27 protein-coding genes are annotated in these 26,424 nt (G+C 70.0%); 15 read left to right on the top strand and 12 right to left on the bottom strand.

The genetic code is table 11. The annotated features are described in order from the left end of the window. Window positions 1–98: 98 nt before the first annotated feature. The 4 genes from BMW35_RS15385 (at window position 99) to BMW35_RS12475 (ending at window position 1,893) form a co-directional block, all read left to right on the top strand. Window positions 99–392, top strand: a complete 294-nt coding sequence (locus tag BMW35_RS15385) for a hypothetical protein (RefSeq protein WP_143052199.1) — start codon at window positions 99–101, stop codon at window positions 390–392. Further along, window positions 389–883 carry an Hsp20/alpha crystallin family protein gene (locus BMW35_RS12485; RefSeq protein ID WP_089669862.1) on the top strand — a complete coding sequence of 165 codons (495 nt, stop codon included), beginning with the start codon at window positions 389–391 and terminating at the stop codon, window positions 881–883. The genes BMW35_RS15385 and BMW35_RS12485 overlap by 4 nt, the downstream gene beginning before the upstream one ends. Before the next feature lie 143 nt (window positions 884–1,026). Beyond that, complete coding sequence (locus BMW35_RS12480; RefSeq protein WP_089669859.1) at window positions 1,027–1,221, top strand: hypothetical protein; 195 nt, start codon at window positions 1,027–1,029, stop codon at window positions 1,219–1,221. Window positions 1,222–1,317: 96 nt separating this feature from the next. Beyond that, window positions 1,318–1,893 carry a DUF6149 family protein gene (locus BMW35_RS12475; RefSeq protein WP_089669857.1) on the top strand — a complete coding sequence of 192 codons (576 nt, stop codon included), beginning with the start codon at window positions 1,318–1,320 and terminating at the stop codon, window positions 1,891–1,893. Window positions 1,894–1,920: 27 nt separating this feature from the next. On the opposite strand, the gene BMW35_RS12470 is transcribed toward BMW35_RS12475, so the two are convergent. Genes BMW35_RS12470 through BMW35_RS12460 form a run of 3 tightly spaced genes read right to left on the bottom strand, consistent with a single transcriptional unit; the run spans window position 1,921 to window position 4,781 of the window. Next, entirely contained in the window at window positions 1,921–2,595 is a 675-nt protein-coding gene (locus BMW35_RS12470) for an MBL fold metallo-hydrolase (protein WP_089669855.1), read from the bottom strand. A gap of 33 nt (window positions 2,596–2,628) precedes the next feature. Continuing rightward, a complete protein-coding gene (locus BMW35_RS12465) occupies window positions 2,629–4,143 on the bottom strand; it encodes an MATE family efflux transporter (RefSeq protein ID WP_089669852.1) in 1,515 nt (504 codons plus the stop codon). Further along, window positions 4,140–4,781, bottom strand: a complete 642-nt coding sequence (locus BMW35_RS12460) for a TetR/AcrR family transcriptional regulator (protein ID WP_089669850.1) — start codon at window positions 4,779–4,781, stop codon at window positions 4,140–4,142. Before BMW35_RS12460 ends, BMW35_RS12465 begins: the two co-directional genes overlap by 4 nt. Window positions 4,782–4,883: 102 nt before the next feature. On the opposite strand from BMW35_RS12460, the gene BMW35_RS12455 reads away from it, so the two are divergent. Beyond that, the gene (locus tag BMW35_RS12455) at window positions 4,884–5,132 is read left to right on the top strand and encodes a hypothetical protein (RefSeq protein ID WP_218138606.1); all 249 of its coding nucleotides are present in this window, start codon (window positions 4,884–4,886) and stop codon (window positions 5,130–5,132) included. A gap of 25 nt (window positions 5,133–5,157) precedes the next feature. Here the strand turns inward: BMW35_RS12455 and BMW35_RS12450 are convergent, their stop codons facing one another. After that, window positions 5,158–5,610: a DUF5518 domain-containing protein gene (locus BMW35_RS12450; RefSeq protein WP_089669846.1), complete on the bottom strand. Its 453-nt coding sequence runs from the start codon at window positions 5,608–5,610 to the stop codon at window positions 5,158–5,160. 72 nt (window positions 5,611–5,682) lie between these two features. Beyond that, entirely contained in the window at window positions 5,683–7,005 is a 1,323-nt protein-coding gene (locus BMW35_RS12445) for an NAD(P)/FAD-dependent oxidoreductase (RefSeq protein WP_089669844.1), read from the bottom strand. A gap of 83 nt (window positions 7,006–7,088) precedes the next feature. On the opposite strand from BMW35_RS12445, the gene BMW35_RS12440 reads away from it, so the two are divergent. The 4 genes from BMW35_RS12440 (at window position 7,089) to BMW35_RS12425 (ending at window position 13,673) form a co-directional block, all read left to right on the top strand. After that, complete coding sequence (locus BMW35_RS12440; protein WP_089669842.1) at window positions 7,089–8,759, top strand: sensor histidine kinase; 1,671 nt, start codon at window positions 7,089–7,091, stop codon at window positions 8,757–8,759. Between the two features lie 47 nt (window positions 8,760–8,806). Further along, entirely contained in the window at window positions 8,807–9,682 is an 876-nt protein-coding gene (locus tag BMW35_RS12435) for a homoserine kinase (RefSeq protein WP_089669840.1), read from the top strand. Window positions 9,683–9,935: 253 nt separating this feature from the next. After that, window positions 9,936–12,773, top strand: a complete 2,838-nt coding sequence (locus BMW35_RS12430; RefSeq protein WP_089669838.1) for a lamin tail domain-containing protein — start codon at window positions 9,936–9,938, stop codon at window positions 12,771–12,773. Between the two features lie 153 nt (window positions 12,774–12,926). Beyond that, window positions 12,927–13,673, top strand: coding sequence for a hypothetical protein (locus tag BMW35_RS12425; RefSeq protein WP_089670425.1), 747 nt, complete (start codon window positions 12,927–12,929; stop codon window positions 13,671–13,673). A 3-nt stretch (window positions 13,674–13,676) separates the two neighbouring features. On the opposite strand, the gene pdxS is transcribed toward BMW35_RS12425, so the two are convergent. Beyond that, on the bottom strand, window positions 13,677–14,585 hold the full coding sequence (gene pdxS, locus BMW35_RS12420) for a pyridoxal 5'-phosphate synthase lyase subunit PdxS (RefSeq protein ID WP_089669835.1): 909 nt from the start codon (window positions 14,583–14,585) through the stop codon (window positions 13,677–13,679). Between the two features lie 128 nt (window positions 14,586–14,713). Between pdxS and BMW35_RS12415 the strand changes: the two genes are divergently transcribed. The 3 genes from BMW35_RS12415 (at window position 14,714) to BMW35_RS12405 (ending at window position 18,410) form a co-directional block, all read left to right on the top strand. After that, complete coding sequence (locus BMW35_RS12415; RefSeq protein ID WP_089669832.1) at window positions 14,714–16,558, top strand: formate/nitrite transporter family protein; 1,845 nt, start codon at window positions 14,714–14,716, stop codon at window positions 16,556–16,558. A 67-nt stretch (window positions 16,559–16,625) separates the two neighbouring features. After that, a complete protein-coding gene (locus BMW35_RS12410) occupies window positions 16,626–17,321 on the top strand; it encodes a DUF1405 domain-containing protein (protein WP_089669831.1) in 696 nt (231 codons plus the stop codon). A 45-nt stretch (window positions 17,322–17,366) separates the two neighbouring features. After that, window positions 17,367–18,410 (top strand): enolase-like domain-containing protein, encoded by a 1,044-nt coding sequence (locus BMW35_RS12405; protein ID WP_089669829.1) that lies wholly within the window; start codon window positions 17,367–17,369, stop codon window positions 18,408–18,410. Window positions 18,411–18,443: 33 nt separating this feature from the next. Here the strand turns inward: BMW35_RS12405 and BMW35_RS12400 are convergent, their stop codons facing one another. Both BMW35_RS12400 and BMW35_RS12395 read right to left on the bottom strand, forming a co-directional pair. After that, the gene (locus BMW35_RS12400; protein ID WP_089669827.1) at window positions 18,444–18,803 is read right to left on the bottom strand and encodes a DsrE family protein; all 360 of its coding nucleotides are present in this window, start codon (window positions 18,801–18,803) and stop codon (window positions 18,444–18,446) included. A 60-nt stretch (window positions 18,804–18,863) separates the two neighbouring features. Beyond that, complete coding sequence (locus BMW35_RS12395; protein WP_177170839.1) at window positions 18,864–19,775, bottom strand: HFX_2341 family transcriptional regulator; 912 nt, start codon at window positions 19,773–19,775, stop codon at window positions 18,864–18,866. 88 nt (window positions 19,776–19,863) lie between these two features. Between BMW35_RS12395 and BMW35_RS12390 the strand changes: the two genes are divergently transcribed. Beyond that, on the top strand, window positions 19,864–20,142 hold the full coding sequence (locus BMW35_RS12390) for a helix-turn-helix domain-containing protein (protein WP_089669823.1): 279 nt from the start codon (window positions 19,864–19,866) through the stop codon (window positions 20,140–20,142). Here BMW35_RS12390 and BMW35_RS12385 read toward each other — a convergent pair. Both BMW35_RS12385 and BMW35_RS12380 read right to left on the bottom strand, forming a co-directional pair. After that, on the bottom strand, window positions 20,139–21,632 hold the full coding sequence (locus BMW35_RS12385; protein WP_089669821.1) for a sodium:solute symporter family protein: 1,494 nt from the start codon (window positions 21,630–21,632) through the stop codon (window positions 20,139–20,141). The two genes, BMW35_RS12390 and BMW35_RS12385, sit on opposite strands and share 4 nt — an antisense overlap. Then, a complete protein-coding gene (locus BMW35_RS12380) occupies window positions 21,629–21,841 on the bottom strand; it encodes a DUF3311 domain-containing protein (RefSeq protein ID WP_089669819.1) in 213 nt (70 codons plus the stop codon). The genes BMW35_RS12385 and BMW35_RS12380 overlap by 4 nt, the downstream gene beginning before the upstream one ends. A gap of 153 nt (window positions 21,842–21,994) precedes the next feature. Between BMW35_RS12380 and dnaG the strand changes: the two genes are divergently transcribed. After that, window positions 21,995–23,353 (top strand): DNA primase DnaG, encoded by a 1,359-nt coding sequence (gene dnaG, locus BMW35_RS12375; RefSeq protein WP_089669817.1) that lies wholly within the window; start codon window positions 21,995–21,997, stop codon window positions 23,351–23,353. A gap of 46 nt (window positions 23,354–23,399) precedes the next feature. Here the strand turns inward: dnaG and BMW35_RS12370 are convergent, their stop codons facing one another. Next, the gene (locus BMW35_RS12370; RefSeq protein WP_089669815.1) at window positions 23,400–24,722 is read right to left on the bottom strand and encodes a DUF92 domain-containing protein; all 1,323 of its coding nucleotides are present in this window, start codon (window positions 24,720–24,722) and stop codon (window positions 23,400–23,402) included. An 88-nt stretch (window positions 24,723–24,810) separates the two neighbouring features. Here BMW35_RS12370 and BMW35_RS12365 point away from each other — a divergent pair, with 88 nt between their 5' ends. Further along, a complete protein-coding gene (locus BMW35_RS12365) occupies window positions 24,811–25,419 on the top strand; it encodes an undecaprenyl diphosphate synthase family protein (RefSeq protein ID WP_089669813.1) in 609 nt (202 codons plus the stop codon). A 15-nt stretch (window positions 25,420–25,434) separates the two neighbouring features. Here the strand turns inward: BMW35_RS12365 and uppS are convergent, their stop codons facing one another. Beyond that, window positions 25,435–26,343 (bottom strand): polyprenyl diphosphate synthase, encoded by a 909-nt coding sequence (gene uppS / locus BMW35_RS12360; RefSeq protein WP_089669810.1) that lies wholly within the window; start codon window positions 26,341–26,343, stop codon window positions 25,435–25,437. Window positions 26,344–26,424 lie beyond the last annotated feature (81 nt).

Raw genomic sequence — 26,424 nt, 5'->3', positions numbered from 1 at the left:
CTCAGCTCCAGCAGCCGCAGTCACAGAGCATCCCACAGCCGCAGTCGCAGTTCCAGCAGCCGCAGTCCCAGATGGGGATTCAGCAGCCACAGTCCCAGATGAGCGGCCAGCCGGTCGAAGAGAACCGCCAGACGCGGCAGTACGTCGAGTCGGCCGACACGAAGCTCCTCGCGGAGACGCTGGGGCGGCGGCTCGGCCTCAGCAGCCAGCAGCTCGCACAGGTCGTCCCGCAGCTGGGCGTCGCTCTCGGAGCCGAACAGGGCCGCCAGCGACACTCCGACGGGCAGCAACAGCGCCAGCCAGTGGGCGGTCAGCAACAGCACCAGCAGCCGGTTGGCAGCCAGCAGTCGACGGGGATGCAGCCGCCGGGCGCTCAGCAGTCGATGCGATGACTGACCGCCACCGGACCACGCAGGGCGTTCCGTACACGGCGGCCGCCTGGGACGCGACCGGACGGACGCCGGTCGGAGCGACGACCCCGTCGCCACAGACCGCCGGTTCCGGCGCGGTCGCGAGCCAGCAGCAGGCGGAGCCGGCGGAGTACCAGCCGCCGGCGGCGACACCGAGCGCCGACGTCGTCGAGTCCGACGACGAACTGGTGGTGTTGCTCGACGCGCCCGGCTTCGAGGAAGACCAGATCACCGTCCACGCGGACGCGAACAACGTCTACGTGACCGCCGACCGGAGCGACGACGCCGCTCCCGCTTCGATCGAGGGGGGGCACGCGCTCCTTCAGGAGCGACCGCTCCGACTGGAGCGCGCAATCGCGCTTCCGGGCCACGTCGACCCCGAACAGGCGACGGCCGAACACGACAACGGCGTCTGCCGCATCAGCGTCCCGAAAGACGAGGACGACCGGCGACACGAGATCGGCTTCCAGTAGCCGACCGGCCGCTCCGATTTTTTTCGATTTCTCGCCCCAACACTGGTAAGCACACCCACACGAGGCGAAACGGTCTTGGTAGGGCGACCGTTACGGCAGCCAGAGTCCGGTACCCGCGGCTTACGCGGGCCGGCAGTCAACCGATGCCACAGGATTACCGCCTCGTCTCCGAACTCGTCCGCCCCGGCGACAGCCTCCCGTGCCCCGAAGACGCCGACCCGGTCGTCCGGCCCGCCGGGCGGCCGGGGTTCGTGTGTGTCACCTACCTCAAGGAAGTGACGCGCGTGCCGTTCACCGGGGGCGGCGACGAGGAGCCCGACCTCGGGTACGTCAGGTAACGACTGCGTACGCGCGGCTCCGGCGGCCATCGGCCGGCGGCGAGTGTCGGTGTCGGTGTCGGGACGTTCTTGAGGACACGCCCCCTAGCGGCGGGTATGAAGCTCCGCCAGAACGTCCGCCACTTCGCGTCGAAGAAGGCCCTCGAAGTCCCGGGGTTGCGCGACGTGGTCAACGACAAGCTCGTCGACCTCCACACCGGTATCTTCCTCGACAAAGCGCCCGAGGCGCGCCGCGAGGAGCGCCGCGACCACCTCGACGGCTTCTTCGACGCGACGATGGACATGTACCTCGCCGCGCTGCAGGCCGGCTATCCCGAGGCGGAGGCCCGCGAGATGACCCACATCGTAGCGAACTTCGACTTCTACAACCACGGCTGGGCGGAGATGATGGAGTTCCCGGGCGACGAACTCGGCGACCACTACGACCGCTACGCCGGGTTCTTCGACGGGCACGGCGTCAGCGTCGACGACCCGCTGGGGGAGTTCCGGCCGGTCGACGGCATCCCGGACGCGCCGGCGACGCCCGAGAAGCTGGACGACGCGGCGTTCGAGAACGCGGCCGGGGGCTACGAGGACGACGTCTACGTCGAGACCGACGACGGCAGCGTCGAGCGCGGCGGTGTCGAGGAGCCCAGCGAGGTCGACCCCGAGGACAGCCCGTTCACCGACTGACCGCGGCGTCGACGCGCTGACAGGGAGTTACTGAACGACGCGGGCGAGCGCCGCCCGGCCGCCGGACCGAATCGGGTCGCCGTGCCCGACGCAGGCCGCCGCGAACGCCGGCGCGCGGTTGAGCACGCGCCGGACGCTCCCCGGAAGCTGGCTCGTGTCACTGGACAGCAGCCACGGCGACAGTTCCAGTTCGCCGTCGTCTGCTCGCACCAGATCCCCGAGGAACGCGGCGTCCAGCCCCTCGTGGTAGTAGGCGACGTGGCCCGGCGTGTGGCCCGGCGTCGCAACCACCTCGAAGCCACCGACCTCGTCCCCGTCGCCGAGCGCGCGCACCGGCGTGTGGACGCTCGGCGTCAGGAGGCCCGCGAGCCGCTGGCTGACGCCCTTCGGAACCGACAGCGGCGGCTTCCGGTTGCCGACGACGAGTTCGGCGTCGCCCGCGCCACAGCACACCTCGACGTCGCCCGCCGAGGACAGCAGGGACCGGAGGCCGCCGACGTGGTCGACGTCGTAGTGCGTGAGCAGCACGCGCTCGACGTCGCGCATCGAGAACCCCGCGACTTCGAGGGCTCGGCGGACGCTGTCGGCCTGCCACGGCAGTCCGGTGTCGACGAGCGCGAGGCCCGCGTCGTCCTCGACGAGGTAGGCGTTGACGCCCCGGAGCGCGACCTGCCAGACGCCCGGCCGCAGTTCCACTGCCATGCTCTCCGATAGGCACCCCGTGGGCTTAGTTCCTCAGTCGTCCGTCACCTCGCCGTCCGCTCCCGCGGCCTCCGGGTCCTCGATGCCGGCTGCGGGGCCGGGCCCCGCTCCCGGGTCGTCATCGTCTACGACGCGCTCCTTCCAGGTGCCGCGGGTGAACCACGCGAGCGCGACGACGGCGGTGGCGACGTTCGACAGCGCGGTCGCCCAGAAGACGCCCGCCGCGCCCATGTCGAAGTACGTCAGGAGGATGTACGCGGGCGGCACGCGGAACACCCACAGGGAGAGGATGGTGAACACCATCGCGGTGCGGGTGTTGCCGCTGCCGCGGAACGCCGACGCCGTGACGCGGTAGACGCCGAGGAAGAGGAAGGAGGGCGCGACGATGTAGAGGTACTGCGCGCCGATGGCGATGACGTCCGGTTCCCCGGGGATGAAGACGGCGACGATGGGTTCAGCAAACGTGAACGCGACGGCAGCGACACCGGCGAGCACGACGGCGATGAGGCCGGCCGCGTAGTAGACCGCGCGCTCGGCGCGTTCGGCCTGGTCCGCGCCGAGATTCTGGCCGACGACGGTCGCCGTCCCCTGCGCGAGGCCGATGGCGGGCAGGAAGACCAGCGAGTTCAGGCGGTTCCCGATGCCGAACGCGGCGACAGCGTCGTCGCCCGCGATGGCGACGATGGCGGTGAGGACGGTGATGCCGAGCGCGCGCGTGGACTGGTCGATGCTCGCGGGCAGCCCGATGCGCACGATTTTCCGGACCGTCGCGAGCTTCAGCCGGAGGTCGTCGACCGTGAGCTGGATGCCGAGCCGGCCGGAGAACAGCAGCGCCATCCCGACGAGCGCAGCCACACCCCGGGAGGCGACGGTGGCGATGGCGGCCCCCTGGACGCCGAACCCGGCGAAGCCCGTGGCGGCGTAGAGGCTGTTCTGGAGCCCCTGGAGACCCAGCACCTCGAAGACGAGGTTGTCATGGAAGCCGAGCACGAGGAACGGGTCGGCGACGACGTTCAACACGACGCCGAACAGCATCAGGTACATCGGCGTCGTGGTGTCGCCCCAGCCCCGCAGCAGCGCCTGGAACATGAAGAAGCCGAACACGAAGAACACGCCCAGCAGGATGGTGCGCGTGTACTCGACGGCGAGGACGTACTCCCGGGAGCCGGGCGCGGCACCGATGAGTTCGACGAGCAGCGGCGCGAGCAGCCACCCGACGACCGACAGGACGGCCGACGTGAGCACGACGAACGCGATGGTCTGGCCGGCGACGTGGTTCACGCGGTCGTCGTTGCCCGCCCCCTTGTTCTGGGCGACGAGCGTGGTTCCCGCCACGGAGAAGCCGCCGGCGACGCTGATGACGAGGAAGACGATGGGCCACGAGTACGACAGCGCGCTCACGGGTGCCTGTCCGAGCTGGCCAACCCAGAAGGTGTCCGCGAGGTTGTACGCGACCTGCATCAGCTGGCTGGCGACGATGGGCAGCGACAGCACGAGCAGCGGCTTCAGGAGGCCGCCGCCGGTGAGGTCGACGTCCCGCTGGCTCATTGCTCGACCCCCGGTCCGTCCCGGCGCTCGGGCGCGCCGGGTTCGTCGGTTTCGAGGTCGGCGAGGACGTGGTCGAGGAGAGCGTCGTGGACCACCTCGGGCGTGTCGTCGTCGACGACGACGCGGTCGACGCGGGCACCATCGACGGCCGCGAGCACGAGCCGGGCGACGGCGTCCGGGTCGACGTCCCGGAACTCGCCGGCGTCGACGCCGTCGCGGACGATGTCGGCGACGTGGTCGCGCATGAACGCCTCGTTGCGCGCGAGCTGGTCGCGGTAGGCGGCGTCGTAGGGTGCTTGCGCCTGGAGTTCCAGCAGCGCGGTGGCAAACGCCCAGTCCTCGTCGTCGTTGTCGACGAGCGCGCCCCCGACGAACTTCCGGAGGTGTTCGGGCGCGGGCTCGTCCTCGTGTTCGGCGGCCCGGGCCTTCCCGCGCTCGATGAGGTGGTCGAGGAACGCCACGAGGAGGTCCTGTTTGGTGTCGTAGTGGTAGTGCAGCAGGCTCTTCGAGACGCCCGCTTCGTCGGCGATATCCTGCATCGTGAGGTCGGCGAACCCGTCGGCGACGAGCGCGTCGTAGACGCCGTCCATGACAGCGCCGTGCGCCTCCGGCTTGCCGTCGTCGTCTCCCCCGTTCATTGACTGACCAGTTAGTCAGCGCGCGGGTAAGGGCTTCGGAACGCCGAACCGCTCGCCGGAACGCCCAGTAGATTTACACGGCCGAAAACGAGACCACGTGGCGTGAGTCGACCGCCCTCCCCCGACAGCGTCGGGATGTACGTCGAAGACGGTGCCCGCATCGCCGCCATCCTCCTCGTGTGGGGCGTCGTCGCAGCGTTCTTCCTGTACGGTGCCACCGAACTCGGCGTGTTCGGCCGCGCGTTCGCCCGCCTCGGACAGGTGTTCGTCTACGCGGGCGTCCTGAACGCGATTCTGTACGTGGCGTACCGCACGCTCGACTACCACCACGCGCTCGCCGCAGACCGGTAGCCGGCGCACCCCGCGGAACCGACGCTCACCCGGCGTGGCCGACTCGCCGGCCGCGTCGGGCCGCAACCCAGCCGCCGACTCTCGCGCCGAGGACACCGACAACTGCGGCGAGCGCGAGCACGAGCGCTGCGACCGTGCTGGTGGCTCCGACGGCGAACGCGAGACCAGCGACCTCGAACCAGGCGGGCCCGGACAGCGCCGTCGCGCCCCCGAGAATCGTCGCGAGCAGCCACGCGACCGCAGGGAGGCCGCCGACGACGCCGGCACGCAGGCCGACGGCGTCCGTGTCGGCAGCGCGACCGGCGGCCAGGTACCCGGCGACGAGTCCGGCGACCGCGACGGCGTTCAGTGGGAACTCGCGGCCGCCACCGGACAGCCAGTAGAGCGCGGCCGTCACGGGCATCGACGCGACGCCGCCGAGCAGGGCGTCCCGCCACGTCTCGGAGAGGCGACCGTCGTCGGGGCTGCGTCGGACCATACGGCGGTGAACGGCAGCGGCGACAAAAAAGACCAGTGTGAGTTCGCCGCACGCGAAGTCGACCGGGCGAGACTACGCGCCGTCCAGAATCCGGTCGGCGGCCTCGTAGCCGGCGACGATGCCGCCGTTCAGCGACCGCTCGGGGTACTGGGCGCGGCTCGCCATGCCCGCGTAGTAGACGCCCTCGTGGCCCTCGCTCGCGAGGTCGTAGGGCACCACCATGTCGAGGTAGCCGCGCTCGTAGACGGGCGCGGTCCGGGGGTTCCGCATCGTCTCCACCCAGTTCACGGCGTCGCGGTCGAACCCGGGGAAGAGGTCCCCGATGCCGGACAGCCAGTGGTCGCGGACCTCGTCGTCGCTCATCTGCCAGACCTCGTCCTCGCGGCTCTGGACGTACTTCGGGACGTACAGCAGGTGTTCGCCGCCGTACTGCTCCGGGCCGATGAAGTTCGTGTGCTCGATGAGCGCGCCGAACGGTGCCTCGTCGGCGATGTTCAGCCAGTACGTGTCCGTCAGCGGCTCGTCCATCGAGACGATGGAGCAGACCGTCCCCTGGAAGGTGATGTCGCACTCGTAGCCGGTGAGGGCTTCGAGGACGTTCGGCATCGCCGCGACCACCACGCCGTCCGCGTCGACGGACTCCGGGCCTGCGTCCGTCCCGCGGTCGACGGTCACAGTCTCGACGCTCCCGGTCTCGTCGCGCTCGATGCCCGTCACGCGCGTCCCGGTCTCGATGTGCTCGCGGCCCACGTCCTCGACGAGCGCGTCCAGCAGGCGGCCGAAGCCGCCGTCGAGGTAGCCCAGCGGCTCCCCGCGCAGCAGGTCGCGCTCCCCCCGGAACTTGACGCGCCCGAGCAGCCACGCCGCGCTCACGTCGTCCATCCGGCTCCCGAACTTCGCCTCCAGCAGCGGCTCGAAGAACTGCTCGTAGACGCCCCGCGTCGTGTGGTCGACGATGAACTCCTCGACGCCCACGTCCTCGTAGTCCTCGATGTTGTCGTAGGAGTCGAACCTCGGGACGCCGCCCCGCACGTCGACTGTCTGCGTGAGCATCGCCAGCCGGAACGTGTCGTACGTCGAAAGGTACGGGAACGCCAGAATCTCCCAGGGCTTGTCCATCGGGTGGACCGTGCCGTCCACGTAGTAGGCGTTCTTCCCGATGGGCCAGTGCAGGTCGTCGCCCAGTCCGAGTTCCTCGATGACCTCCACGATGGTCTCCTCGGACGCGGAGAGGTGGTGGTAGAACGCCTCGATGGGGTCGCCAGCCGTCTCGTGGGTCGCCGCGAGCCCGCCGACCTGGTCGGACGCCTCGAACACCCGGGCGTCCACGCCGCGGGCCTGCAGGCGTCGCGCGGCCGCCAGCCCCGCGATGCCGCCGCCGACGATGGCAATCATGTCGAATCGTCCGACACCGGACCGGGTTAGCGTTACGGTCGCTGGCCGTTACCTCTATCCGCGGTGGGCGCTCACCGGAATTTATGGCACTCCAGGTGACGCCGTACACGCCGCCGCTCGCAGCCGCAGGCGTGGCGTTCCTCGTCACCGCAGCCTGGGTGAGCCGCCGCACCGACCCCGGCATGCGCTCGACCTGGCTCGCCGTCCCGCTGTTCCTCGCGACCGGGTTCTGGACGCTCACCTACGCCGCCGAACTCACCGTCACCGGCTACGAGGCGCAGCTGTTCTTCGGGAGACTGCAGTACGCCGGGACCGCCACCGTCCCCGTGCTGTGGCTCGCGTACGTGACGGCGTACGTCGGCTACGACGACATCGTTCCGCGATGGGCGTGGGGCGCGCTCGCAGTACCGCCCGCGTTCTTCGTGGCGTTCGTCGCGAGCTATCCCGCGACGACGCTCTTCTGGACGGCCACGACGCAAGTGACCGTCGACGGGTACGTCCTGTTCGACACGGCCGGTGGCCCGCTGTTCGACGTGTTCATCGTGTACGTGTACGCCCTCGTGTTCGTCGCCACGGCGATGCTCGCCGAACGCGTCTGGTTCACACAGGGCGTCTACCGCCGGCAGGCGATGGCACTGCTCGCTGGCTCCCTCGTCCCCGCGGTCGCCGGCGTCGTCTACATCACGGGAATCAGCCCCATCCCCGCGCTCAACCTCCCCGCGCTCGGATTCGTCGCGACGGGCACTGTCGTCGCGTACAGCGTCGTGAGCAGCGACCTGTTCACGCTCGAACCGGTGGCCTGGGAGACCGCGGTCGCCGAACTCGACGACCCCGTGTTCGTGGTGGACAGCCGCGAACGCATCGTCGCCGCCAACCCCGCGGGCCGCGCGTTCGCGGGCGCAGACATCGGCACGCCCGCCGCCGACGCGCTCGGCCACGTCTTCGAGGAGCCGTACTGGCGACAGCCCGGCGACCACACCGTCGCACACGACGGCTGCGACGGCACGCGAGCGCTGTCGGTGTCCGTCACGCCCGTCGACCGGGACGGCGCGACCGCCGGCCACGTCCTCGTCGTTCGGGACGTCACCGAACGCGAGCGCCGCGAGCAGCGCCTCGCGGAGTTCGCGAGCGTCGCCAGCCACGACCTCCGGAATCCGCTGAACGTCGCACGCGGCCACCTGCAGCTCGGCCGGGAGTCGGGCGACGAGCAGCACTTCCAGGAGGTCGACGGCGCACTCGACCGCATGGAGGACATCATCGACGACCTCCTCACGCTCGCCCGCGAGGGCGAGACGGCACCGGACGCCGAACCGGTGTCGCTGGCAGCGGCCGCCCACACCGCCTGGGAGTTCGTGGCGGCCAGCGACGTCGACGCCACCCTAGACGTCGAGGAGGACACGACGGTTACTGCCAACGAGACCGCACTGATTCGCCTCCTGGAGAACCTCTTTCGGAACGCTGTCGAACACGGTTCGAACCCCGAGGTGGAGACGACAGGGGAGCCGCCCGACGACGGCGGCTCCGGAGTCACCGTCCGAATTGGCGCGACCGCGGACGGCTTCTACGTCTCCGACGACGGCCCGGGCGTCCCGGACACCGACCGCGAGACCGTGTTCGAGTCGGGCTACACGACCAGCGCCGACGGCACCGGGTTCGGGCTGTCCATCGTCGCGGAGATCGCGGACAACCACGGGTGGACAGTCGACCTCGTCGACGACGACGCGGGCGGCGCGCGCTTCGAGTTCGACACGTAGTTGCGTCGTCCGCTACCCTTTTGACCGGCCCCGAGAGAGAGTGCGCCATGATTTCGGTGCGCGCACCCGCCACGAGCGCGAATCTCGGCAGCGGGTTCGACGTCTTCGGCGTCGCGCTCGACCGGCCCGCCGACGTCGTGCGCGTCGAGCGCGCCGACGAGACCACCATCGACGTGACGGGCGCTGGCGCTCAGTACATCCCGGAGGACCCCGGAAAGAACACCGCCGGCGTCGTCGCCCGGGAACTCGACGCGCCCGCCCACATCCACATCGACAAGGGCGTCCGGCCGTCCTCGGGGCTCGGGTCGTCGGCCGCCAGCGCCGCCGCGGCGACGGTGGCGCTCGCCGACCTCTACGACCGCGACCTGACCGACGAGGCACTCGTCCGGGTGGCAGCCGAGGGCGAGGCCGCCGTCTCTGGGGATGCCCACGCCGACAACGTCGCGCCCGCCATCCTCGGCGGGTTCACCATCGTGCGCGAGGACGGCGTCGAGTGCGTCGACGCCGACCTCGCGCTGGCCGTCTGCCTGCCGGACATTGTCGTCTCCACGCGTGACGCCCGCGGCGTCGTGCCCGAATCGGCCGCGATGGCGGACCTCGTGGACACGGTCGGGTCCGCCGCGACCCTCACGCTCGGCATGTGCCGGGGCGACCCCGAGCAGGTCGGGCGCGGCGTCGAAGAGCACCTCGTCACGCCTGCCCGCGCGGCGCTCGTCGACGGCTACGACGCGGCCTGCGACGCCGCCCGCGCCGCGGGTGCGACGGGCGTCACAGTCAGTGGCTCCGGCCCGGGCGTGCTCGCGGTCTGCCGGCGCGCGGACCGAAAACAGGTCGCGGCCGCGCTCGTCGACGGCTTCGAGGACGCCGGCGTCGACGCGACCGCCTACCCGACCGAGGTCGGCGACGGCGCGACGTTCGTCTGACCCAGACCCACGCCGTCTGCCACGGTTCTGTGCCCTCGGGGACTCGGGAGACACCGCGAGCCCTATATTGTTCTCGGTAGCTGAGCCGGCCGAAAGGACTGCCTGAACCGGCGCAGGCGGGCGATTTCGGCGTGAAACATCGCCGGGGTTTTTGTCGGGCCGGAGCGAGCGCCACGTATCCGCTGGGTCGGCGGCCTGGAACCCCCGTCGACCCCGGATGGCTGCTCTCTGCCCACGAGGGACATCTCTAACGATGAAACGACGACAACTCCTGCTCGGAATCGGTGCGACAGTCGGTGCCGGCGCGGCAATCAGCTCCGGCGCGTTCTCGAACGCCTCCGCGGACCGCCAGGTCGCCGTGACCGTGTCTGACGACGCGGCGGGCCTGCTCTCTCTGGAGCCCGCAGCGGGCCCCAACGGTGAGTACGTCGACGGCGGCGGCGACCGTGTGGCTGTCGCGCTGGGCGACGCTCAGGCGGGCCTGACCGAAGGTGCCACCTACGAGTTCGACCGCACGCTGCGCGTCGGCAACCAGGGCACTCAGCCGGTCTACGTCTGGGCGGAGCTCTCGTCGGCCGCGTTCGCCGGCGACGACCTCTACGTCTATCGGGGCGAGACCGGCACGCCGCTGAACGCCGCGAACGCCGCGGAGGTCGGCATCGGCGGCAGCCTCGACCTCGGTTTCTTCGTGGACACCGGGAACGTCGACACCGACACGTACAACCCCACCATCACCCTGCACGCCAGCGACGAACCGCCGAACGGCGGCGAAGACCCGGAAGCACCGCCGGACGACCCGGTCGAAGACCCGATTCCGGCCGTCCAGCTCGACTCGGTGTCGAGCCTGCTGGACGCGAACCAGCAGCCGCTCACCGACGACGACACGGTCGCCATCTGGGCCGAGCCGACGGCAGCCATCCAGGACAGCGACGGCAACGGTGACGCCGTCTCCTATCCCGACGACGCCGACATCCCGGTGGCGGCAGTCGACGGGGACGTGGTCGGTATCACCGGGCCGTTCGTCCCGACAACCACGCAGTTCGGGGACTACGGTAACGAGGAGTTCCTCCTGAACGTCTACGACGACCTGCTCGGTGGCAGCGGGACGGTGCGCCACGACGAAGGCCACGGCCAGTTCTACACCCGCTCCCCGAACGGCGGGGACGACTTCCAGGCGTTCGCCAGCTACGCCGAATCCAACGGCTACACCTACGAGGCCACCGAGAGCGTCCCGAGCAGCACCGACGACGCCGACGCGTTCGTCGTCACGACGCCCAGCGAGGCGTTCACGGACACGGAACTGGACGCCGTCTCGTCGTTCGTCGACGACGGCGGTGTCGTCTTCCTCCACGAGCAGTCCGATTACAACGACTTCGACGCACCGGGCAACTCGAACGAGATTGCGGCCGCCCTGTCGGCGTCGTTCCGCTTCAACGACGCCCAGATCGTCGACAACGAGAACAACACCGGTGCGCCCTTCGTTCCGGCGACGTCGAACTTCAACACCGACGACTTCGCCGCGTACTTCGAGAACCGCGAGGGCCTCGGAATCGACCTCGACCCCTCCGAGGAGTACGAGGTCGACGTCGTGAGCGTCGCCGACGGCGACACGGTCGACGTCCAGTTCTCGAACGGTCAGACGGACACCGTCCGCATCGTCGGCATCGACACCCCGGAGACGGGGTCGACCGACGAACGCATCGCGGAGTACGAAGGCATCACCGACGAGGCTGCACTGAAAGCGAAGGGCGACGAAGCGACGACGTACGCCGAGAACCACCTCGGTGGCGAGACGGTGACGCTGTCCTTCGACGAGAACGAGCCGACGCGCGGGAACTTCGGTCGGCTGCTGGGCTTCCTCGAACTCCCGAACGGGGACGTCTACAACCGCGAAGCGGTCGCAGACGGCTGGGCGCGCGTCTACTCTTCGGGCTTCGACGCCCACGACGACTACTGGGACGCCGAGGACGCCGCGCAGGCCGCCGGGAGCGGTATCTGGGAAATCTCGGACCCCGCGAATATCCCGGAGTCCGGCGACGACCCGGTGGAGTCGCTGTTCTTCCCGAGTCCGGTCGCCGTCGAGGGCGGCGAGACAGTCGTCGCGTCAGAGGGCGGCGACCCGCTCGTGGCCGTCGACGAGTCGGCGGGCGTCGCCGCGGTGGGCGGTCCGCTCGTCGACGAGGGCTACGAGCCGGCCGAGGCGGGCGACGGGCCGACGAACGACGGCCAGCAGGTGTACCCGTTTGTCACGAACGTCGTCGACTACCTCGCCGACGGCGGCATCGAGGGGCCGGTGCTGTTCGACGGCGGTCACGGCCAGTTCAACAGCGACTTCGCGCTGTCCGCGGAGGACGTGGCGTACTTCCAGCGCTACCTGGAGGGGCAGTCGACGGACGCCGCCGACAGCATCGCTCTGGAGGGGACCGTGAATCTCACCGACGACGAGGGTCCGGCCCTGCTCGACGACGACGGTGAGCCTGCAGCGAGCGCGCTCGTCGTCACCACCCCCGTCGACGCCTTCACGGCCGACGAGCGGAGCGCAGTCGCGGACTTCGCGGCCGCCGGCGGCGCAGTCGTACTCGTCGGCACGGCCGAGGACACCGACGCGCTCTCGAACTTCGACAACCTCACCGCCGACCTCGGGACGAGCGTCGGCTTCACCGGGAACGCGGTCACGGACGCGACGAACAACATCGGCGGCGACGAGTCGCTGCCCGCGACGACGAACTTCCCCGGCCCGGCCGACCTGTTCACGGCGTTCACGCCCGACGGCGGGTCGACGGCGAGCGTCGAAATCACCGAACTCGACGACGGCAGCGAGTACGTCGTCGTCGAGAACACTGGCGCGGAAAGCGTCGATGTGACCGACTGGACGCTCTCCGACGAGGCGGACAAGACGTTCACGTTCCCTGCGACCACCCTCGCGGCCGGAGAGACGGTCGCAGTCACGACGAACGAGACGCCGGACGACGCGACGCCGTCGGTCGACTACACCTACAACTGGGACCAGGGCTACGTCTGGAACGGCGGTGGCGACACGGCCACGCTGGCCGACGCGGACGGCGTCACCGTGGACGTGTACAGCTACTGACCCGAGGAGGCGGTGGCAACACCGCCTGCCACGACAACGATTAGTACACGCCACTGAAACGTCGGGGGTGTGTCAGAAGCGGAGGACGCTGTCGGTCACCACGACGGCCAGACGACGCCCCGGAGTACAGGGACCGAAACCGTTCGCGGCACTATCGCCGGCCTCGCGCGGCGCGCGAACCCCGCGTTCGCGGTCGGCGTCGTGCTGGTGCCGGTCGCGGCGCTCGCCTACGCGGCGACGGTCGGCGGCCAGCAACTCCACACGTACGTCCACGTGATGACGGGCGTGCTGTGGACGGGCATCGACGTGTTCATGGCGGCCGCGCTCGGCCCCGCAGTCGGCGGCCTCGCGGTCGAGGACCGGGCGAAGTTCTTCCGGCAGCTCACCCCGAAGACCGCGTTCCTGCTGCCGTCGCTGGCGGGGGTCACCATCGCCGGCGGCATCACGCTCGCGCTCCGCATGAACGGCCTGTTCTCGCACGCACAGGTCTGGCTCGCCATCTTCACCGCCGTCTCCCTCGTTCCGACGCTCGTGCTCGTCGGCTGGCAGTTCGACGCCTTCGACGACTGGCGCTGGCAGGCCTGGTTCGGCGTCGTCGCCCTCGGGAGCGGCGCGTACCTCGCCGCCACGCTGCCGGACTTCGCGTGGACCGAGCCGGTCTTCGTCGTCGCACTCGCTGTCGTCGCGGTCCTGAACGTTCTCGGCTTCGGCGTGCTGATGCCCGGCGAAGTCAGGATGTACAGGGAGATGACCTCGGAGAACCCGGACGAAGAACTCATCGCGGACATCGGCATGCGGAACGCGAAACTGGGCGGCGTTCAGGGGGCCTTCCAGCTAGTCGTCGTCGGGACGATGGTGCTGATTCGGTGGCGCGTCCTCGGCTTCGACGCGCTGCTGTAGCCGTCAGTTCCCGCGGCCCTGCATCTTCTCGTCCTCGGGCAGGTCGACGTTCGGGTCGCCCTTCATGCCGTCGCCGATGTTCGACGCGATTTCGGTGAGGCGCTCGGGGTCGTCCCAGTTGTTCACGGCGTCCACGATGGCGCGGCCCATCGCCTCGGGGTCCTCTGCGCCGAAGATGCCGGAGCCGACGAAGATGCCGTCACAGCCGTGGTGCATCATCAGCGCGGCGTCGGCGGGCGTCGCGATGCCGCCAGCAGCGAAGTTCACGACCGGCAGCCGACCCATCTCGGCGGTCTCGTGGACGAGGTCGGCGGGTGCCTCGTGCTCGCGGGCCCACATGTTGCGCTCCTCGTGGCTCATGCCCTCCAGCTTCCGAATCGCGGACTTGATGTTGCGCTGGTGGTGGACGGCCTGGTTCACGTCACCGGTGCCGGCCTCGCCCTTCGTGCGAATCATCGCCGCGCCCTCGTCGATGCGACGCAGGGCCTCCTGGAGGTTCCGCGCGCCGCACACGAACGGAGCAGTGAACTCGCGCTTGTCGATGTGGTACTCGTCGTCGGCGGGCGTCAGGACCTCGCTCTCGTCGATCATGTCCGCGCCGACGGCCTCCAGAATCTGGGCTTCCTTCGTGTGGCCGATGCGGGCCTTCCCCATCACGGGAATCGACACCTCGTCGATGACGCCTTCGAGGCTCGCCGGGTCGGCCATCCGGGCGACGCCGCCGCGCTTGCGGATGTCCGCCGGCACCGCTTCGAGGTTCATCACGGCGACCGCGCCGACGTCCTCCGCGATGCGCGCCTGCTCGCGGTCGACGACATCCATGATGACGCCGCCCTTCTGCATCTTCGCGAACCCTCGCTTCACCAGCTCACTGCCGCGCCGCAGTTCCTCGAGGTCGGTCTCCGTAGCCATACCTGAACGTTAGCGCGGCGCTGCTTAATTGGGTCGGTCGCGGCACGCGCCCCAGACTGCCTGCGGGATGCCGAGCGAGCACCGCGAACCTAAACCACTTAGGCCCCGCCAGCGGTACGCTCCGGGTAATGACAGCCGACGACGCGCCGGCGGACCTGTCGGGGACGTCTCCGAGGGGCGAGCCGGACGACGAGGAAGGCATCCGGGACGCCGTCGAGCGCTCGCGGGCCGGCGCGCCGGCCGTCGGCTCGGTGGTCAGAGACCGGTTCACGTCGGACGAGATCTTCCAGCGCATCATCGCCGCCGCCGACGAGGAGATTACGTCCGGGAGCCGCGAGCTGTTCTTCAGCGCGCTCGCAGCCGGCTTCGCCATCACCATCACGTTCATGCTGTACGTCTCGCTGACGGCTTCGACCGGCGGCGACCCCGTCCTGAGCGCGCTGCTGTACCCGCTGGGGTTCATCTACATCATCATCGGCGGCTACCAGCTGTACACCGAGAACACGCTGCCACCGGTCGCACTCACGCTCGAACGGCTCGCCAGCGTCCCCGCGCTGTTACGGAACTGGGTCGTCGTGCTCGCTGGGAACTTTCTGGGCGGCGCGCTCGGTGCGCTCGCACTCGCGTACGGCGGCGTCATCTCCCCCGAGGCCGCCGCAGTCGCGGTCTCCCTCGGCGAGAAGGGCGTCTCGACGGCGTGGTGGAGCCTGTTCTCGAAGGCGGCGTTCGCGGGGCTCATCGTCGCGGGCGTCGTCTGGGTGGAGTACGCCGCCCGCGACACCATCTCGCGGCTGGTCGTCGTCTACATCGCCTTCCTCGCCATCCCGCTCGGCGGGCTCTACCACTCCGTCGTCTCCTTCACGGAGATGGTCTACCTCGTGCTGCAGGGCGACCTCCTCGTCTCGACCGGGCTCTACGAGTTCGTGCTCCCAGTGTTGCTCGGGAACACCGCCGGTGGCGTCGTGCTGGTCACGGTCGTGAACTACTTCCAGACGACCGAACACCGCCTCGCGTCGGCGCGCTTCGAGGGCGCGGACCGCCAGCTCTCGGTCCGCGAGTGGCTACTCGGCGGCCTCGTCGGGCGGTCCTACGTCCCCCTCATCGACACCGCCGAGACCGAGGCGGGCGGCGACGACTACCGCATCGTCGTCCCCATCTCGAACCCCCGCACCGAGACTCGGCTCGTCGAGTTGGCGTGTACGCTCGCCAGCCAGACGCCGGACGCCACCGTCCACGTCGTCCACATCGTCCAGATGCCCGACCGCAAACCCCGGGGGTACCGCCTCGACCAGCGCGAGCGCATCGTCGAGAACTCCGACGAACTCATGGGCGACATGCGCGAGGTCGCGGCGGACTTCGACGTCCGATGCGAGACCTCGACAGTCGTCTCCCACCGCTCGTTCCAGGAGCTGTTCGACGTCGCCGAGCGCAAGCGCGCGGACCTCGTCGTGATGGGCTGGGGCGAGGATCGCCTCTGGTCGAACGGCCGCGCCGAGCGCCCGCTCGACGAACTCACGAACAGCCTGCCGGCGGACGTGCTGGTGTTCCGCGACCGCGGTCTCGACGCCTCCCGCATCCTCGTTCCCGTCGCCGACAACGCCCACGCCGACCTGAACGCCAGGGTCGCGCGAGCGCTCCGCGAGACCGCGCAGTCCGAAATCACGCTGCTCCGGGTCGCTCCGGACCCCGACGGCCGCGAGGAGGCCCGTAATTTCCTCGACGCGTGGGCCGCCGAACACGACCTCGGGGACGCCGAAATTGTCGTCGACGACTCCGGGGACGTCGAGGGCGCTATCGCCGCGCGCTTCGACGACCACACGATGCTGCTCGTCGGCGCGACCGAACAGGGCCTGCTGTCGCGGCTGCTCACCGACTCCCTGCACTTCGGCGTGGTCGCCGACTTCGACGGCTCCGTCGTGCTCGCGGAGGCCGCGACCGCCCGGAGCATCCGGCGTCGCATCTTCGGCCGGTAGCTCGCTCCGGCGACGCCGCCCGCGACCGCAAGCGATATGCAGCGGTCGCGTGACGCCCGAGGTATCGATGTCGACCCGCGACGCCGCCGCCGAGTCCTCGTCCCGCGGCGACGGCCTCCCCTGGTACGTCGCGCCGCTCCCCGAGCGACTGGAGGACCTCGCGCTCCGGCTGGCGTGGGTCATCGCCGCAATCAACTTCGCCGGCACCGCGTTCGGCTTCTGGTACTACCGGTTCCAGCTCGCGGACACGCCGCTGGCGGCGTGGGTGCTGGTCCCCGACAGCCCGGTCGCGACGCTGTTCATCGCGCTCTCACTGACGGCGTACAAGCTCGACTGGGACGCCGACTGGCTGCACGCGCTGGCGTTCTTCGGCTGTCTCAAGCTCGGGCTGTGGACGCCGTTCGTCCAGCTCGTCGTGAACGGACAGGGCGCGCTCTGGTGGGGGATGTACTGGTTCCTCGTCGTGAGCCACTTCGGAATGGCCGTCGAGGCGTTCGTCGTCCACCGCTACGCCACCTTCTCGGTGCCCGCCGTGGGGCTGGCGCTCGCGTGGTACGGCGGCAACGACCTCGTGGACTACTTCCTGCGCGTCCTCGACGGCCCGCATCACACGGTGCTGCGCGGCGAACAGGTCGTCGGTAGCGGCTTCGACCACTCGCTGTACGCCCACGACCTCGCGGCGGCCTGCGCCGTCGCGCTCACGATGCTCGCCGTCTTCCTCGCGCTCGCCACTCGCGTCGCGTATCTGCGGCGCGGTGACTGACTGTTCGCGCCCGGCTTTTTGTCAGTCGCTCACGTCGAGAAGGGTATGTACGACGCAGTCGCCGACCTCCCGCTGACCGTCGAGTCCGTCGACCTGAAGCGACGGGCGCGCCAGACGCCCGCCTTCGAGCGCGTGTCTACAGTCGTCGCCCTGCGCGGGGACGGGACGACCGGTCGCGGTGAGGACGTGACCTACGAGATCGAGCACCACGACGACCTGCTGGACGCCGACCCCGACCTGGGCAGCGCGCTCGCCGGCGACTGGACGTTCAGCGAGTTCTCCGAGCGCCTCGACGAGGTGGACCTCTGGCCGGCCGGGCAGCCCGAGCGCCGGGACTTCGTGGACTACCGGCGCTGGGGGTTCGAGGCCGCCGCGCTCGACCTGGCGCTCCGGCAGGCCGGCGAGACGCTCGCCGACCGCCTCGACGCGACCCACGACCCCGTGCGGTTCGTCGTCAGCAGCCGGCTCCCGGAGGGCGACACCGAGCGCGTCGAGACACTGCTCTCGCGCTCCCCGGACGCCGAACTCAAGCTCGACCCCACGAGCGACTGGCCCGAAGCGACGTTCGACTACCTCCGGGAGACCGACGCCGTCCGCATCCTCGACCTCAAGGGAGCCTACGAGGGGACGGACGTCGACCAGGCCCCCGACCCCGACCTCTACCGGCGCGTCTTCGAGGGCTTCCCGGACGCCGTGGTGGAGGACCCGGCCGTGACCGACGACACTCGCGCGGTCGTCGAACCGCACGCCGACCGCGTCTCCTGGGACGCCCCCATCCACAGCCTCGACGACGTGCGCGCACAGCCAGTCGCGCCGGACTGGCTGAACGTCAAGCCCTCGCGGTTCGGCACGGTCGAGTCACTGTTCGAGACGGTTTCGTGGGCCGACGAGCACGGCGTCACGATGTACGGCGGCGGCCAGTTCGAACTCGACGCCGGCCGCGGCCAGATTCAGGAACTCGCGGCCCTCTTCTACACGGACGGCCCGAACGACGTCGCGCCCGGCGTCTTCAACGACCCCGAACTCCCCGAGGAACCGCCAACGAGCCCGCTTGCGGTCCCGAGCGACCACGTCGGCTTCGGCTACTGACTGCCGCGTGCCGGAGCCGGCCGGTCGCACCGGCTACGGGAGCTTCAGGTAGTTCGCGCCGTGCTGCTGTGCGCGCACTACCTCCGCGACGCCGGAGCCGATGGCGTCCACGCCCTCGGCGAGGTCGGCTTCGTCGTGGTCGAACCGCTCCAGGGAGTTGCCACAGACCTTCAGCACGACCCCGGCCTCGGCCATCCGCCGGACGCTCGGGGCCTCCGGCGAGGTCGCGAGCAGGAACCGCACCGCGGGTCCGTTGACCACGAGCTGTATCTGTTCGGGTCGCAGTTCGACGGTGTCGTCCCGGACCAGATTCGCGAGGTTCCGGAGGGCCGTCTGCCAGTCGCTCGCCTCGTCGCTCGTGACGTGGACGACGACTCCGTGTGGAGCGTTCATTCGACCGACTGGTCGGCCCGCCGAGAGATAACTGTGGGGGTGTGGACGCCGTCCGAGCCGTCAGTTCCCGTCTTGGTGGTGCGCGCGCACCCAGAGTTCGCCGATTCGGGAGAGCCGCGTCCGGTACGACTTGCCGTGTTCCTCGCGCTCGACGTACCCCTTCCCGCCCGGGCCGAGCTTGTCGACGGTGTACGTGACCTTCGACCGGAAGCTGTCCGTGTACTCCTCGTTCAGGTCGTCGGCGAGCGCGGACGCGAGTTCGCTCACGGACTCGAACTCGCCGTGCTCGCCGAGCGTGAACAAGATGAGCTCCTCGAACGGTTTGACGTTCGAGAACGACGCCACCGGCAGTTCCACGATGTGGCTGCCGCCGATGCGTTTCGCTCCGATGGTGGTCCCTCGCTCGTCGAACTCCGAGAGCAGGTCGCGGGCGGCCGTCAGGCGCTCCTCGAGGTCCGCCCCGTCGATGCCGTCCCCGAGGCCGCCGTCTGCGACGGCCTCCAGCAGGTCGGCGCTCGCCCGCAGCTCCTCGGCCAGTTCGGTCTCCAGGTACTTCTCGGGGGCCGTGTAGTACGTGTGGATGCGGTCGCGGTCCTCCGGGCGCTCGACCATCATCGAGTGGGCGGCCGTCGCGAACGCGAACGAGACGGTGCGGGGCATCGACGCGATGTTCACCCAGACCTCGCCCTCCGGGTCGGCGTCGAGTTCGTCCTCGATAAGCGCGAACGCCTGCTCGAACGCGGCGTCGTAGTCGTAGACGTCCACGACCGAGACGCGCTCGGTCTCCGCCCCGAGCAGGTTCCGGAAGTCCTGTTCGAGTTTCTCGGAGATGCGCTGGCTGTACTCCACGTTCGCCTGACTCCCCACCGCGCCCTCCAGGAGAATCACGCGGTCGACGGTCAACTGCTCGCGCACGAGTGGCGCGATGAGCCGGTCGTAGTCGAAACCGACCGGCACGACGTGCGTCTGCATGCCTCCGCTTTGGAGCATCGACGGCAAAAGGCTACCCGTGGCGGCCGACACCGCCAGCAGTAATACCCGCGCGTACCCACCGTCGGCTATGAGCAAGTGGCTGGAGTCCGGGCTGCGGCGAGACATCTGCGTCGTGGTGGCTGGCGAAGGGAACCCCACCCAGCAGTCCGTGAAGCGCGCGGTCGAGCGGAAGAACGACGACCGCATCGACCCGAAGCGGTTCCGCGGCGCGGTCCAGAAGCTGGAGTCCGGGGGGCTCGTGGAGCGCGAACAGGACGGCCTCCACGACCGGCTCTCGCTCACGGACGGCGGCGAGAAACGGCTGCGCGCGCACCGCGAGTGGGTGGCCGAGTACCTCGGAGATTAGTCGGCGCGCAGCGCGTCGACGTAGGTGGTCGGGTTCTCGGTGGTGGCCGGAGTCGTGACGGCGGAGACGCCGGCAGTGAGCACGAGGCCGAGGCCGAGCCCGACGACCTGCGCGAACCACCCGAAGTACGACGACGCGAGTATCGGGACGCCGCCGAGCGTGACCGTCGGGCCGAAGACGGTCGCGAGGTAGAACGCCTGTGTGCCGGCGATACCCGCGAACATGCCGGCCTTCGTGGTGCGCTGCCAGTACATCGCGAGCGCGACCGGCGGCGCGAGCTGCGCGAACCCGCCGAACGCGGTCGACCCGACTTCGAGCAGGCTGCCCGGGCGGAGGAGGCTGCCGCCGAACGCGGCGATGGCGAAGACGGCGACGCCGACCCGCCCGAGCACGTCCTCGCGGCGCTCGGAGGCGTCGGCGTTGACGAACGGCCGGTAGATGTCCCGCGTGAAGTACGACGAGCCCGACAGCAGCATCGAGTCGCTGGAGGACATCATCGCGGCGAGCGCGCCGGCGACGACGAGCGCCGCGAACCAGCCGGGCGTGTACTCGTTCAGGAGGATGGGGACGATGTTCTCGTTGGCCGGGAGCGCGAGGCCGACGCCGTTCGCCCACGCGCCCATCAGGAACGCCGGGACGAACAGGAGCACGACGAGCAGCGGCCAGACAGCGAACGTGCGTTTGAGGGTGCGCTCGGAGTTCGCGACGAAGAACCGCTGGTTCACCTGCGGGAACATCGCGACGCCGACGGCGATGCCGATGGCCTGCGAGAGCATCCACTGCGGTGAGTACGCGCCGCCGCCGAGCGCGCGGAACTCCGCCGGGAGCGCGCCGGCGAGGCCGCCGCCGGTGCCCGCGATTTCGGTGGCGACCCAGAGGAACGCCACCCACGTGATGCCGAGCATGAACACGCCCTGCAGGGTGTCCGTCCACGCGACACCGCGCATCCCCGAGATGCCGACGTAGACGACCATGAACAGGGTGATGAGACCCGCGCCGGCCCAGTAGGGGACAGCCCCGCCGGTCAGGCCGACGAGGGCTTCGCCCGCGCCGATCTGCTGGAGCATCACGTACGGGAACAGCCAGAAGATGCTGACGCCCGCGACGAGTCCGCGGAGCCCACGGGAGCCGAAGCGGTCGCCGAGCATCTCGCCGAGCGTGACGTAGCCGTTCTCCCTGCCGAGCAGCCACTGCCGGTAGCCGAGGAAGTACCACAGCAGGCCGAACAGGACGCCGTCCATGAGGCCCATGACGAGAATCCACTCGGGGCCGTTCTGGTACGCGATGTTCGGGCCGGCGAAGAACGTGAACGCGGACAGGAGCGTGGCAAACGTCGTGAACAGGAGGACGCCGGTACCGAGGCCGCGGCCCGCGAGGTAGTAGTCCTCGGCGCTGCGGTCGGTGACGCGGTACGCGACGAGCCCGACGGCGAGCGCCACCAGCATGTAGGCGGTGACGACGCCGAGTTCGACGAGCGAACCGCCAGTCATCGCTGGTCCACCTCGACGAACAGCCCCCAGTCGCGGCGCGCGAACGCGGCGAACGCGACGGCGGTGACGCCCATCCAGGCGACGTGCCACCACAGCCAGACCGGGAGGCCGGCGACGAGCGCGTCGCTGCGCCAGAGGAACCACGGGATTGCGAGTGCGAGCAGGACGGCGAAGCAGGCCGCCCACGCCAGTGCGCTCCGAGACACCATTGTGCCACTTCGTCTGTCTCTTTCTCGGTTAAGTGTTGGTATTGGTGTCGTACCGCGCCGGTTGTAGAGAAATATTCTTCGAACGGCTCGGTCCGTCGCTCCCACGACAGGTATTTGACGGGCGCGTTCCTACCAAACCACAACTACGTACCGATGGAGGACACCGCCAAGTACCTGATCCACGCGGACTTCGTCGTCGACGGCGTCGTCGAACGCAGCGACGTCGTCGGTGCCGCGTTCGGGCAGACGGAAGGCCTGCTCGGCGACGACCTCGCCATCCCGGACCTGCAGGACTCCGCGAAGCTCGGACGCATCGACGTCTCCGTGGAGAGCGAGGGCGGGCAGTCCTTCGGTCACATCACCATCGCGTCGAGCCTCGACCGCGTCGAGACCGCGACGCTCGCGGCCGCGCTCGAAGCCGTCGAACGCATCGGCCCGTGCCGGGCGGACGTCGAAGTCGAACGCATCGAGGACGTCCGGGCGGCCAAACGCCGGGAGGTCGTCGACCGCGCGAAAGAGCTGCTCGCGACCGCCTTCGACGAGGGCGCAATCGACTCCGACGACATCTTAGAGGAGGTCCGGGAGAGCGTGCGCGTCGAGGACATCACGGAGTACGCCGGCTACCCCGCCGGCCCGAACGTCGAGTCCAGTGACGCCGTCGTCGTCGTGGAGGGGCGCGCCGACGTGGTGACGCTGCTGGGGTACGGCATCAAGAACGCCGTCGCCGTGGAAGGCACGAACGTCCCCGAGGAGGTCGCGGACCTCACACAGGGCAAGACGACGACCGCGTTCCTCGACGGCGACCGCGGCGGCGACATGATTCTCCGCGAACTCGACCAGGTCGGGGACGTCGACTTCGTGGCTCGCGCGCCCGACGGCGAGTCCGTCGAGGACCTCTCGCGGTCGGCCGTCGACGCCGCGCTCCGCGAGAAGCGTCCGGCGTCGGTCGTGGACGACGACGAGGGCGATGCGGACGAGAACGCGACCGCGGCCACAGACGGCAGCGCGACGCCGGCCCCACCGGCCGACACCGACGCGACGACGGCAGGCGGGACAAACGGCGGCGAGACCGAGACGGCCTCCGCGCCCGATTCGGCCGGCGAGCGAGCAGACGCCGACGGTGTGACCGATACGCCGGACGGCGCGACGGACGACGAGAGCGACTCCGGGACGGCCACCCCGGACACCGAGTCGGGCGAGTCCGAGGACGCGGGCGTCGCGGACGTCCCGATGACGCTCGCCGACCACGTCGACGAGGTGGTGGGCGGCGGCACGGTCCGTCTGCTCGACGACGACCTCGACGTGCTCGCCGAGTCGCCGGTCGACGAGGCCTTCGACACGCTGGAGGGCGCGGCGGCGACACCGAAGGCGGTCGTACTCGACGGCACGGTCACCCAGCGGCTGCTCGACCTGGCCGCCCAGCGCGGCGTCGCGTCGCTCGTCGGGACGGCGACCGGCGAGTTCGTGAAACAGCCCGTCGGCACGCGCGTCCACACGGCCGACGAAATCTGATTCGGAAGCAGGACTCGGCGGCGGGCAGACGACCGGACAGGCCGCGCTACGCCAGGCCGACGGCGAGCGCGAGCAGCCCGCCAGCGACGCCACCCGTGAGCGTCGCGAGGAAGTTCACGCTCTGGTTGCCGAGCCGCCGACCCTCGATGGTCGCACCGGCGAGGCTGTCGGCGGTCATCCCGACGACGCCGGCGGCGACGACGACGACCGCGCCCGTGGTCCCGATGTCGAACAGGAGGAAGGACAGCCCGGCGATGACGCCGGCACCGGTCAGGCCGGCGAGTTCGCCCTGCCAGGTGACGGCACCGTCGGTCCCGGGGTCGACGCGCTCGAGCGTCGTGACCAGCCGAGGCGCGTCGAACAGCCCGCCGACCTCCGAGGAGAGCGTGTCCGCCAGCGCCGTCGCGACGCTGCCGGTGTACGCGTAGAGGAAGACGTCGCCCGACAGCGGCACATGCGCGTGTGCGGCGTACAGCAACAGCGCGATGAGTGCGGCCGCCGAGTTCCCGAGAACGTTCCCGGTGCCGCGCGCGCCGTCGTTCGGCTCTGCGACGCCGCGGTCGGCCTTCTGCTCGTAGCGGAACTTCGTGGAGAGGCTGCCGACCGCGAAGAACGAGACGAGCACGATGAACCAGCCGTAGTCGCCGAGTACGACCGCGAGCAGCCCGAGGAAGACACCGGTGAACATCCCCGCGACGGACGTCGCGCCGAGCGCCCGGGACACCCACCCGAACGCCGAGGTGACGGCGAGCGCGACGAGCACGCGCTCCCACGCCAGCGCAGTCGGGAGTTCCGACAGCGGCGCGAGCACGGCGAACAGCCACAGCAGGAGCGCGACGGTCGCGAGCACGAGCGGGTCGTCGCGCGCGACGAAGAACGCCCGCATGATGCCGGCGAGCAGCGCCGCGCTCGCCGCGACGAACACGAACTCCGGGTAGCTCGCAGCGCCGTCGGTGAACGACGCGACCGCGGCCTGGCCGGCGAACGCAGCGGCGGCCGCCACCACCACGAATCCGACCATCGAGAGCGTGCGGTTCTCCCGCACCTGCAGGACGAGCCGGCGGCCGAGGTCGCCGTAGCCGACGACGAGCACGGACGCCACGAACACGCCGACCGGCACCTCGAACAGGGGGACGAGCAGGCCGACGACGGCCGCCGCGAGCGCGAACGCGACGAGCGTCCGCAGTCGCTCCTCGCGGCGGTCCTGCGCGGTCGAGAACACCTCGAACAGCCAGCCGTCGGTGACGACGGCTCCGAGCACGGCGACGACCGCGAACGGCACCGCGGCTGCCCGGCCCAGGAAGGGGGCGGACAGCGACAGCGTCGCCACCAGCGCGAACGCCAGGGCGCGACGCAGACTCCAATTCACGTCTGCCACCGATTTGCCGGCCCCGCACTTAACTTCCCCGAACCCGCGACCCGCAACGTTTTGGACGGCGGCGGGCGTCGACCCCGACGTGGCCCTCTACGACTACTATCTCGCTGCCCGGGTTCGCCGTCACCCCGCCGCCGGCCCCGACCACGTCGCGGTGGTCATCACGGAACGCGACCTGCTGGAGGCCGGTGCGTACGACACGCTCGCGGACTTCTACGGCTGGGCGTTCGACTACGGTGCCGACCGCGTCACTGTCTACGTCAGCGTCCTCGACGAGGCCGCCGTCCCCACGCTGGAGCGCGAACTCGCGAGCGTCGACACTCCCCGGGAGATGGCCGTCCGGGGACCGGACGACGACGAGCGCGCCGACGCCCCCATCCAGGTGAGCGTCGGGCACGGCGGCAAACAGGAGTTCGCGACCGCCGTCAGGAACGTCGCCGAGGCCGTGGATTCGGGCGACCTCGACCCCGAGGACATCGACGAGGACGTCGTCGAGTCCGAACTCGTCTTCCCCGCCGAGCCGGACCTCGTCATCAAGACCGGAGCCGAGCGCCTCTCAGATTTCATGATCTGGCAGTCCGTCTACTCTGAACTCTACTTCACGGACGTGAACTGGCGGGACTTCCGGAAGCGGGACTACCTGCGGGCGGTGCTGGACTACCAGAACAGACAGCGGCGGTTCGGACGGTGACTCGGTCGGGCAGCGTCAGTCCGCCGACTGCGTCTCCGCCTCGACGTCCTCGGGCGGGTCGGGCAGCGTCCCCTTGAAGCGGTCGAGGATACGGCGAGCCTCTTTCACTTCGGAGCCGAGCGCGCGAACGAGCGCGAGCGACCGCTCGGCCCGCGTCCGACGCCACGACGCCTCCCGGGACTCGTAGGTGCGGACCGCACGCAGGAAGTCGACTTTCGAGAACTCCGGCCAGTACGGCGTGCAGAAGAAGACGGCGGCCTCGCTGCCGTTGGCGTGCCACGGCAGGAAGTTCGAGGTGCGCTCGTCGCCCCCCGTGCGGATGATGAGGTCGACGTCCGCGACGGGGCTGGTGTGCAGTCGGGATTCGATAGCCTCGAAGTTCACGTCCGCGGGGTCGAGGTCGCCGGTGTCGACCGCCTCGGCGACGCCGCGGGCGGCGGTCAGCAGTTCGTCGCGGCCGCCGTACGCGAGCGCGACGTTCAGCGCGAAGCCGTCGTAGCCCGCGGTCCGGGATTCGGCGTACCGGACGGCCTCCTGGACGCGCTCGGGGAGGCGGTCGGTGTCGCCGATGGCGCGGATTCGGACGCGCTCGTCGTGGACGCGGTCGGCCTCCGCGAACTCCGTGAGCTTCTCTTCGAGGAGGTCGAAGAGGTGTTCCTGCTGCTCTTCGGGCCGCTCGAAGTTTTCCGTGGAGAACGCGTAGAGGGTGAGTTCCTCGACGCCGAGGTCGGCACACCAGTCCAGCACCTGCTCGGTAGTCTGCGCGCCGGACTGGTAGCCGTCGCTGGCGTCGTCGCCGTGCTCGCGGGCGTACCGACGGTTCCCGTCCTGAATGACGGCGACGTGGGCGGGCGCGCCGTCGATTTCCCGGCGGAGCACGCGCTCGTAGACGGCGCTGGCAGCGTCTCGCAGCCGGTCTCGCATCGTCGGAGACGACAACGCTCTCACGTATCAGCTTTCCGTTCGCTGGGGGTATCCGTGCAACCGAACGAGTTCGGCCGGCTG

The organism is Halobacterium jilantaiense (genome assembly GCF_900110535.1).
Classification (GTDB): Archaea; Halobacteriota; Halobacteria; order Halobacteriales; family Halobacteriaceae; genus Halobacterium; species Halobacterium jilantaiense.
This window is presented reverse-complemented; position numbering and strand designations above follow the sequence as displayed.

Coding starts and splice junctions, on each gene's coding strand:
- BMW35_RS12435 (WP_089669840.1), top strand. CDS start 8,807: ATGATTTCGGTGCGCGCACCCGCCACGAGCGCGAATCTCGGCAGCGGG.
- BMW35_RS15385 (WP_143052199.1), top strand. CDS start 99: ATGAGCGGCCAGCCGGTCGAAGAGAACCGCCAGACGCGGCAGTACGTC.
- BMW35_RS12445 (WP_089669844.1), bottom strand. CDS start 7,005: ATGATTGCCATCGTCGGCGGCGGCATCGCGGGGCTGGCGGCCGCGCGA.
- BMW35_RS12465 (WP_089669852.1), bottom strand. CDS start 4,143: ATGAGCCAGCGGGACGTCGACCTCACCGGCGGCGGCCTCCTGAAGCCG.
- BMW35_RS12395 (WP_177170839.1), bottom strand. CDS start 19,775: ATGCAGACGCACGTCGTGCCGGTCGGTTTCGACTACGACCGGCTCATC.
- BMW35_RS12400 (WP_089669827.1), bottom strand. CDS start 18,803: ATGAACGCTCCACACGGAGTCGTCGTCCACGTCACGAGCGACGAGGCG.
- uppS (WP_089669810.1), bottom strand. CDS start 26,343: ATGCGAGACCGGCTGCGAGACGCTGCCAGCGCCGTCTACGAGCGCGTG.
- BMW35_RS12460 (WP_089669850.1), bottom strand. CDS start 4,781: ATGAACGGGGGAGACGACGACGGCAAGCCGGAGGCGCACGGCGCTGTC.
- BMW35_RS12450 (WP_089669846.1), bottom strand. CDS start 5,610: ATGGTCCGACGCAGCCCCGACGACGGTCGCCTCTCCGAGACGTGGCGG.
- BMW35_RS12415 (WP_089669832.1), top strand. CDS start 14,714: ATGACAGCCGACGACGCGCCGGCGGACCTGTCGGGGACGTCTCCGAGG.
- BMW35_RS12480 (WP_089669859.1), top strand. CDS start 1,027: ATGCCACAGGATTACCGCCTCGTCTCCGAACTCGTCCGCCCCGGCGAC.
- BMW35_RS12470 (WP_089669855.1), bottom strand. CDS start 2,595: ATGGCAGTGGAACTGCGGCCGGGCGTCTGGCAGGTCGCGCTCCGGGGC.
- BMW35_RS12430 (WP_089669838.1), top strand. CDS start 9,936: ATGAAACGACGACAACTCCTGCTCGGAATCGGTGCGACAGTCGGTGCC.
- dnaG (WP_089669817.1), top strand. CDS start 21,995: ATGGAGGACACCGCCAAGTACCTGATCCACGCGGACTTCGTCGTCGAC.
- BMW35_RS12390 (WP_089669823.1), top strand. CDS start 19,864: ATGAGCAAGTGGCTGGAGTCCGGGCTGCGGCGAGACATCTGCGTCGTG.
- BMW35_RS12485 (WP_089669862.1), top strand. CDS start 389: ATGACTGACCGCCACCGGACCACGCAGGGCGTTCCGTACACGGCGGCC.
- BMW35_RS12380 (WP_089669819.1), bottom strand. CDS start 21,841: ATGGTGTCTCGGAGCGCACTGGCGTGGGCGGCCTGCTTCGCCGTCCTG.
- BMW35_RS12475 (WP_089669857.1), top strand. CDS start 1,318: ATGAAGCTCCGCCAGAACGTCCGCCACTTCGCGTCGAAGAAGGCCCTC.
- BMW35_RS12440 (WP_089669842.1), top strand. CDS start 7,089: ATGGCACTCCAGGTGACGCCGTACACGCCGCCGCTCGCAGCCGCAGGC.
- BMW35_RS12405 (WP_089669829.1), top strand. CDS start 17,367: ATGTACGACGCAGTCGCCGACCTCCCGCTGACCGTCGAGTCCGTCGAC.
- pdxS (WP_089669835.1), bottom strand. CDS start 14,585: ATGGCTACGGAGACCGACCTCGAGGAACTGCGGCGCGGCAGTGAGCTG.
- BMW35_RS12410 (WP_089669831.1), top strand. CDS start 16,626: ATGTCGACCCGCGACGCCGCCGCCGAGTCCTCGTCCCGCGGCGACGGC.
- BMW35_RS12385 (WP_089669821.1), bottom strand. CDS start 21,632: ATGACTGGCGGTTCGCTCGTCGAACTCGGCGTCGTCACCGCCTACATG.